Genomic DNA, 6,838 nt, shown 5'->3' with positions numbered 1-6,838 from the left:
TCCGCGATGAGCGATCCCGTCGGAGTGTTCCTGGCGATCGTGCTGATCGGCGTCAACGCCTTCTTCGTCGGCGCGGAATTCTCGTTGATCTCGGCCCGGCGCGACCGGCTGGAAGCGCTGGCCGAGCAGGGCAAGGCGCGCGCGGTCACGGTGATCCGCGCCGGCGAGCAGTTGCCGGCGATGCTGGCCGGGGCCCAGCTGGGTGTCACCGCCGCGTCGCTGCTGCTGGGGCGGATCGGCGAGTCGGCGGTCTCCAGCCTGCTGCGCTCGGCGCTGGGGCTGACCAGCATCCCGCCGCCGCTGCTGCACACGTTGTCGTTCGCGATCGCGTTGGCGATCGTCGTGACGCTGCACGTGCTGCTGGGCGAGATGGTGCCGAAGAACATCGCGCTGGCCGGTCCCGAGCGCACGGCGATGTTGCTGGTGCCGGCCTACCTGGCCTACGTGCGAGCCGTCCGGCCGTTGATCACGTTCTACAACAAATGCGCCAGCGTGGTGGTTCGCGCGCTGGGGGTCGAGCCCAAGGAAGAGCTCGAGCTGACGGTGTCCCCCGTCGAGCTGAGCGAGATGATCGCCGAATCGGAATCGCAGGGCCTGCTGGATCCGGAGGAGCACACCCGGCTGACCCGCGCCCTGCAGATCGGCACCCGGGTGGTCGGCGACGTTGCGGTCCCCCTCGGTGATGTGCACGCCGTGCCGGTGGCCGCACCGGGTTCCGGCCCGACGGTCGGTGCCGTCGAGCGGGCCCTGGCCGAGACCGGCTACTCGCGGTTCCCCGTGGCGAACGTCACCGGTGATTTCATCGGCTACCTGCACATCAAGGACATGCTGACGCTCGGTGACGACCCGGGGACCGTGATCGACCTGGCGATGGTGCGGCCCCTTCCGCGCCTGCCCAAGTCGCTGCCGCTGGCCGACGCGTTGTCGCGGATGCGCCGCAGCAACAGCCACCTGGCGCTGGTGACCGGCGCGGGCGGCGAGGTGGTCGCGATGGTGGCCATGGAAGACCTGGTCGAGGACCTCGTCGGCACCATGCGTGATGCGTAGGGGCACTGGGTCGCCGAGGAGGGCTGCGGCGAGCCCGTATGATTTCCATCGGCTGCCAGTCAAGAAAGTGCTGGAGGGCGCAGGATCTCAGGCGCGTCGACGCGTTGCTGTAAATCGATCCCCTGGCTCGCCGCAGCGGCATGGTTTGGAGCTGTCAGCGCGGCTTGACCTGGTGTGGCGGGTCGGGCGGATACGCTCACCAGGCTGCTGCTCGGTAGGCTGAAGGCATTGCCGCTCCGAGCCAATGCGGCTTGGTGAGGCTTCATTACGGAGGAGAAACATGACTGATCGCGTGTCGGCGGGGAACCTGCGCGTCGCCCGAGTGCTCTACGACTTCGTGAACAACGAGGCCCTGCCCGGCACCGACATCGACCCGGACAGCTTCTGGGCGGGAGTCGACAAAGTCGTCACCGACCTGACCCCCAAGAACCAGGATCTGCTGCGCCGGCGCGACGAGCTGCAGGCCCAGATCGACAAGTGGCACCGGCAACGCGTGATCGAGCCTTTCGATGTCGAGGCCTACCGGCAGTTCATCACCGAAATCGGTTACCTGCTGCCCGAACCCGAGGATTTCACGATCACCACCTCGGGTGTCGACGACGAGATCACCACGACCGCGGGCCCGCAGCTGGTGGTGCCCGTGCTCAACGCCCGCTTCGCGCTGAACGCCGCGAACGCGCGCTGGGGCTCGCTGTACGACGCCCTCTACGGCACCGACGTCATCGGAGAGGACGACGGTGCGGAGAAGGGCACCAGCTACAACAAGGTCCGCGGCGACAAGGTCATCGCCTACGCCCGCAACTTTCTCGACCAAGCGGTGCCGCTGGAGTCCGGCTCCTGGGCCGACGCGACCGCACTCTCGGTCGAAGACGGCCGGCTCAAGGTCGCGACCGGCGACGGGTCCGTCGGCCTGGCCAGCCCGGAGAAGTTCGCCGGCTACACGGGCGAGCTCGGCTCCCCCGACTGGTCGGTGCTACTGGTCAATCACGGCCTGCACATCGAGATCCTGATCGACCCGGAATCGCCGATCGGCAAGACCGACCGCGCCGGCATCAAGGACGTGGTGCTGGAATCGGCCGTCACCACGATCATGGACTTCGAGGACTCGGTTGCCGCCGTCGACGCCGACGACAAGGTGCTCGGCTACCGCAACTGGCTGGGGCTGAACAAGGGCGACCTGTCCGAGGAGGTCGCCAAGGACGGCAAGACCTTCACCCGTGTGCTCAACCGGGACCGCACCTACACCACGCCCGACGGTGAGGGTCAGCTGACCCTGCCCGGCCGCAGCCTGCTGTTCGTCCGCAACGTGGGTCACCTGATGACCAACGACGCGATCGTGGATGCCGATGGTAACGAGGTTTTCGAGGGCATCATGGACGCGCTGTTCACCGGCCTGACGGCGATCCACGGGCTCAAGACCGGCGACGCGAACGGCCCGCTGGCCAACAGCCGCACCGGATCGATCTACATCGTCAAGCCCAAGATGCACGGGCCCGACGAGGTCGCCTTCACCTGCGAGCTGTTCAGCCGCGTCGAGGACGTGCTGGGCCTGCCGCAGGCCACGCTGAAGGTCGGCATCATGGACGAGGAACGGCGCACCACCGTCAACCTCAAGGCCTGCATCAAGGCCGCGGCCGACCGGGTCGTGTTCATCAACACCGGTTTCCTGGACCGCACCGGCGACGAGATCCACACGTCGATGGAGGCCGGCCCGATGATCCGCAAGGGCGCGATGAAGAGCACCGCGTGGATCAAGGCCTACGAGGACGCCAACGTCGACATCGGGCTCGCCGCCGGCTTCAAGGGCAAGGCGCAGATCGGCAAGGGCATGTGGGCGATGACCGAGCTGATGGCCGACATGGTCGAGCAGAAGATCGGCCAACCCAAGGCGGGCGCGACCACCGCGTGGGTGCCCTCCCCGACGGCGGCCACGCTGCACGCGATGCACTACCACTACGTCGACGTGGGCGCCGTGCAGGAGGAGCTGGCGGGCAAGAAGCGCACCAACATCGAAGAATTGCTGACCATCCCGCTGGCCAAGGAACTGGCCTGGGCTCCCGAGGAGATTCGCGAGGAGGTCGACAACAACTGCCAGTCGATCCTCGGCTACGTGGTGCGCTGGGTCGCCCAGGGCGTCGGCTGCTCGAAGGTGCCCGACATTCACGACGTCGCCCTGATGGAAGACCGTGCGACGCTGCGGATTTCGAGCCAGCTGCTGGCCAACTGGCTGCGCCACGGTGTCATCACCGAGGAGGACGTGCGCGCCAGCCTGGAGCGGATGGCGCCGCTGGTCGATGAGCAGAACGCCAAGGACGCGGCCTACCAGCCGATGGCGCCCGACTTCGACGACAGTCTGGCGTTCCTGGCCGCCCAGGACCTGATCCTGACGGGAACCCAGCAGCCCAATGGCTACACCGAACCGATCCTGCACCGCCGTCGGCGCGAGGCCAAGGCCCGCGCGGCGCAATCAAATTGAGCCGGTGCCTTAATCGGCCTCGGCACCCATTGATGCCGCTGGTGACTAAGATCAGCGGCGGGTTGACAACAAGTCGGATCTATCGACGGAAAGGCGACGGACACCGTTATGGGTAGGCACAGTTTGCCCGACCCTGAGGACTCCGTCGACCAACCGTACGAAAGCGGCGAGGCGGAGGACCGTCACCGGGACGCCGTCGGAGAGGCCTACTCCGACGCGGGCCACTACCCGGCCGACGACTATTCGGACGCGGACGACTTCTCGGACGAGGACGAGCCCTACGGCGCCGGGGACTTCGCGGGTGACGCGGCCGACGAGTACCCGGAGTTCCCGCCGCGGCAGCCGGGCCCGCCCGCCTCGGAGCCGCCGGCCGCGTCGCCGTCGCTGTTCCGCGGCGGGCACCGGGGACTCGGTGACTGGCGGGGCGGCCACCGCAGCGAGGGCGGGCGCCGGGGAGTCAGCATCGGCGTCATCGTGGCCCTCGTCGCGGTCGTCGTCGTGGTGGGCACCGTGATCCTGTGGAGCTTCTTCGGCGACGCCTTGTCCAACCGCTCGCACCAGGCCGCCGGGCGCTGCGTCGGCGGCAAGGAAACGGTCGCCGTCATCGCCGACCCGTCGATCGCCGACTCCGTACAGCAGTTCGCGCAGAGCTACAACTCCTCGGCCGGCCCGATCGGGGACCACTGCGTGGAAGTCAGCGTCAAGCCCGCGGGCTCGGACGCGGTCCTGAACGGCTTCATCGGCAAGTGGCCCGCCGACCTCGGCGCGCAGCCGGCATTGTGGGTCCCCGGCAGCTCGATCTCGGCCGCGCGGCTCGCCGGGGCCACGGCGCAGAAGACGATCACCGACAGCCGTTCGCTGGTGACGTCGCCGGTGGTGCTCGCCGTCCGGCCCGAACTCGCGTCGGCCCTGGCCAACCAGAACTGGGCGGCGCTGCCCGGGCTGCAGACCAATCCGAACGGATTGGCCGGCGTGAACCTGCCGGCCTGGGGGTCGCTGCGACTGGCCGTGCCGATGAACGGCAACGGTGACGCGGCGTTCCTCGCCGGGGAGGCGATAGCGGCCGCGTCGGCCCCTCCCGGCGCGCCGGCGACCCAGGGCACCGGCGCGGTGCGCGCGGTGCTGAACGGACAGCCCAAGCTGGCGGACAATTCGCTGACCGAGGCGATGAACGCCCTGCTGAAGCCCGGCGACGCGGCGGCCGCGCCGGTGCATGCGGTCATCACCACCGAGCAGCAGCTGTTCCAGCGCGGCCAGTCGTCGCCAAACGCCAAGGGCGCGTTGGCCTCCTGGCTGCCGTCGGGCCCGGTGCCCGTCGCCGACTACCCCACCGTCCTGCTGAGCGGCTCGTGGCTGACCCAGGACCAGTCCGCCGCCGCCAGCGAGTTCGCCCGCTACATGCACAAGCCCGAGCAACTCGCCAAGCTGGCCAAGGCCGGCTTCCGGGTCAACGGCGTCACGCCGCCGAGCAGCCCGGTCACCACGTTTCCGGCGCTGCCCGCCGCGCTGTCGGTGGGGGACGACGCGATGCGAACGACGCTTGCCGAGGCGATGGCCACCCCGTCGAGCGGGCTGGCCGCGACCATCATGCTCGACCAGTCGATGCCCGGCCAGGAGGGCGGGAAGACCCGGCTGGCGAACGTGATCGCCGCACTTCAGGACAAGATCAAGGCGCTGCCGCCCACGTCGGTGGTGGGCCTGTGGACGTTCGACGGTCACGAGGGCCGCTCCGAGGTCCCCGGCGGGCCGCTGGGCGACCCGGTCAACGGCCAGCCGCGCTCGGCGGCGCTGACGGCCGCGCTGGACAAGCAATACTCGTCGGCCGGTGGTGCGGTGTCGTTCACCACTTTGCGCATGATCTACCAGGAGCTGCAGACCAACTACCACGTCGGCCAGACCAACTCGATACTGGTCATCACCGCGGGCCCGCACACCGACCAGACCCTGGACGGGCCCGGGTTGCAGGACTTCATCCGCAAGAGCGCCGACCCGGCCAAACCGATCGCGGTGAACGTCATCGACTTCGGCGGTGACCCGGACCGCGCGACGTGGGAGGCGGTCGCCCAGCTCAGCGGTGGCGGCTACCAGAACCTCGCCTCGTCGTCGTCCCCCGACCTCGCCGCGGCACTCAACGCCTTCCTGAGCTGAGGCCGGATCAGGCTCGCGTACGGGGCGGGCACGGCTACGTTGCGGCGGGGTCTTCCCCGTCTGCAACGCAAGTTGCCGCTAGGCTTTGAGGTTGATTCCACGGCCGACGCGACGGGAAGGCTTTCGGTCGAGCGCCTTCCACGGGAATCCGGAGGGTGCCCCGATGTACGCGCGTCCGTGACGACGACCGGGGCGGCGTCGCGAAAGGATGATCCACGACAGCAATGACGAAACTGATTACTGGACAAGCACTTCCAAACGTGGTGGTCACCGGGATCGCCATGACCACCGCACTGGCCACCGACGCGGAGACCACCTGGAAGTTGCTCCTCGACTGCCAGAGCGGAATCCGCGAGCTCGATGACCCGTTCGTGGAGGAGTTCGACCTGCCGGTCCGCATCGGCGGGCACCTGCTGGAGGAATTCGACAGCGAGCTCAACCCCGCTGAGCTGCGCAGAACCGGCTACTTGGCGAGGATGTCCGCCATCGTCAACCGGCGGGCTTGGGACCATGCCGGCTCCCCCGACGTCGACCCGAACCGCCTGCTGGTGTCGATCGGCACCGGTTTCGGTTCCGGCGAGGAACTGGTGTTCAGCCTGGACAACCTGCGGGCGCGCGGCGTGAAGGCGGTCTCGCCGCTCGCCGTCAGCAAGTACATGCCCGACGCGGCCGCCCAGGCGGTCGGTCTGGAACGGCACGCCAGGGCGGGTGTGATGACGCCGGTGTCGGCGTGCGCGTCGGGCTCGGAAGCCATCGCGCGGGCCTGGCAGGCGATGGTGTTCGGCGAGGCCGACGTCGCGATCTGCGGCGGCGTCGAGACCAGGATCGAGGCGGTGCCCATCGCGGCCTTCGCGAACATGCGGATCGTGATGTCGACGAACAACGCGGATCCGGCCGGTGCGTGTCGCCCGTTCGACAAGGACCGCGACGGTTTCGTGTTCGGCGAGGCGGGCGCGCTGATGGTGCTCGAGACCGAGGAGCACGCCAAGGCGCGCGGGGCGCGCATCCTGGCCCGGCTGATGGGGGCCGGGGTGACGTCCGACGGCTACCACATGGTGGCGCCCGACCCGAGCGGGAGCCGGGCCGGCCAGGCGATGACCCGCGCCATCCAGCTCGCGGGTCTCACGCCCGACGACATCGACCACGTCAACGCCCACGCCACCGGGA

The 6,838-nt window shown here is 69.0% G+C and carries 4 protein-coding genes; all 4 read left to right on the top strand.

Features of this window, described 5'->3' with window-relative positions; genetic code table 11:
• Window positions 1–6 precede the first annotated feature (6 nt).
• Complete coding sequence (locus A5701_RS22085; RefSeq protein ID WP_067758898.1) at window positions 7–1,047, top strand: hemolysin family protein; 1,041 nt, start codon at window positions 7–9, stop codon at window positions 1,045–1,047.
• A gap of 280 nt (window positions 1,048–1,327) precedes the next feature.
• On the top strand, window positions 1,328–3,523 hold the full coding sequence (locus tag A5701_RS22080; RefSeq protein ID WP_067758894.1) for a malate synthase G: 2,196 nt from the start codon (window positions 1,328–1,330) through the stop codon (window positions 3,521–3,523).
• A 108-nt stretch (window positions 3,524–3,631) separates the two neighbouring features.
• Window positions 3,632–5,671, top strand: a complete 2,040-nt coding sequence (locus A5701_RS22075) for a substrate-binding domain-containing protein (protein WP_067758891.1) — start codon at window positions 3,632–3,634, stop codon at window positions 5,669–5,671.
• A 224-nt stretch (window positions 5,672–5,895) separates the two neighbouring features.
• Window positions 5,896–6,838 (top strand): KasA/KasB family beta-ketoacyl-ACP synthase (locus A5701_RS22070; protein WP_067758901.1); only part of this gene is annotated, 943 nt, incomplete at its 3' end.

The organism is Mycobacterium sp. E3305, from assembly GCF_001666785.1.
Lineage (GTDB): Bacteria > Actinomycetota > Actinomycetes > Mycobacteriales > Mycobacteriaceae > Mycobacterium.
This window is presented reverse-complemented; position numbering and strand designations above follow the sequence as displayed.

Excerpts from the sequence above, each read along its gene's own strand:
- A5701_RS22085 (WP_067758898.1), top strand. The coding sequence starts at position 7 with ATGAGCGATCCCGTCGGAGTGTTCCTGGCGATCGTGCTGATCGGCGTC.
- A5701_RS22080 (WP_067758894.1), top strand. The coding sequence starts at position 1,328 with ATGACTGATCGCGTGTCGGCGGGGAACCTGCGCGTCGCCCGAGTGCTC.
- A5701_RS22075 (WP_067758891.1), top strand. The coding sequence starts at position 3,632 with ATGGGTAGGCACAGTTTGCCCGACCCTGAGGACTCCGTCGACCAACCG.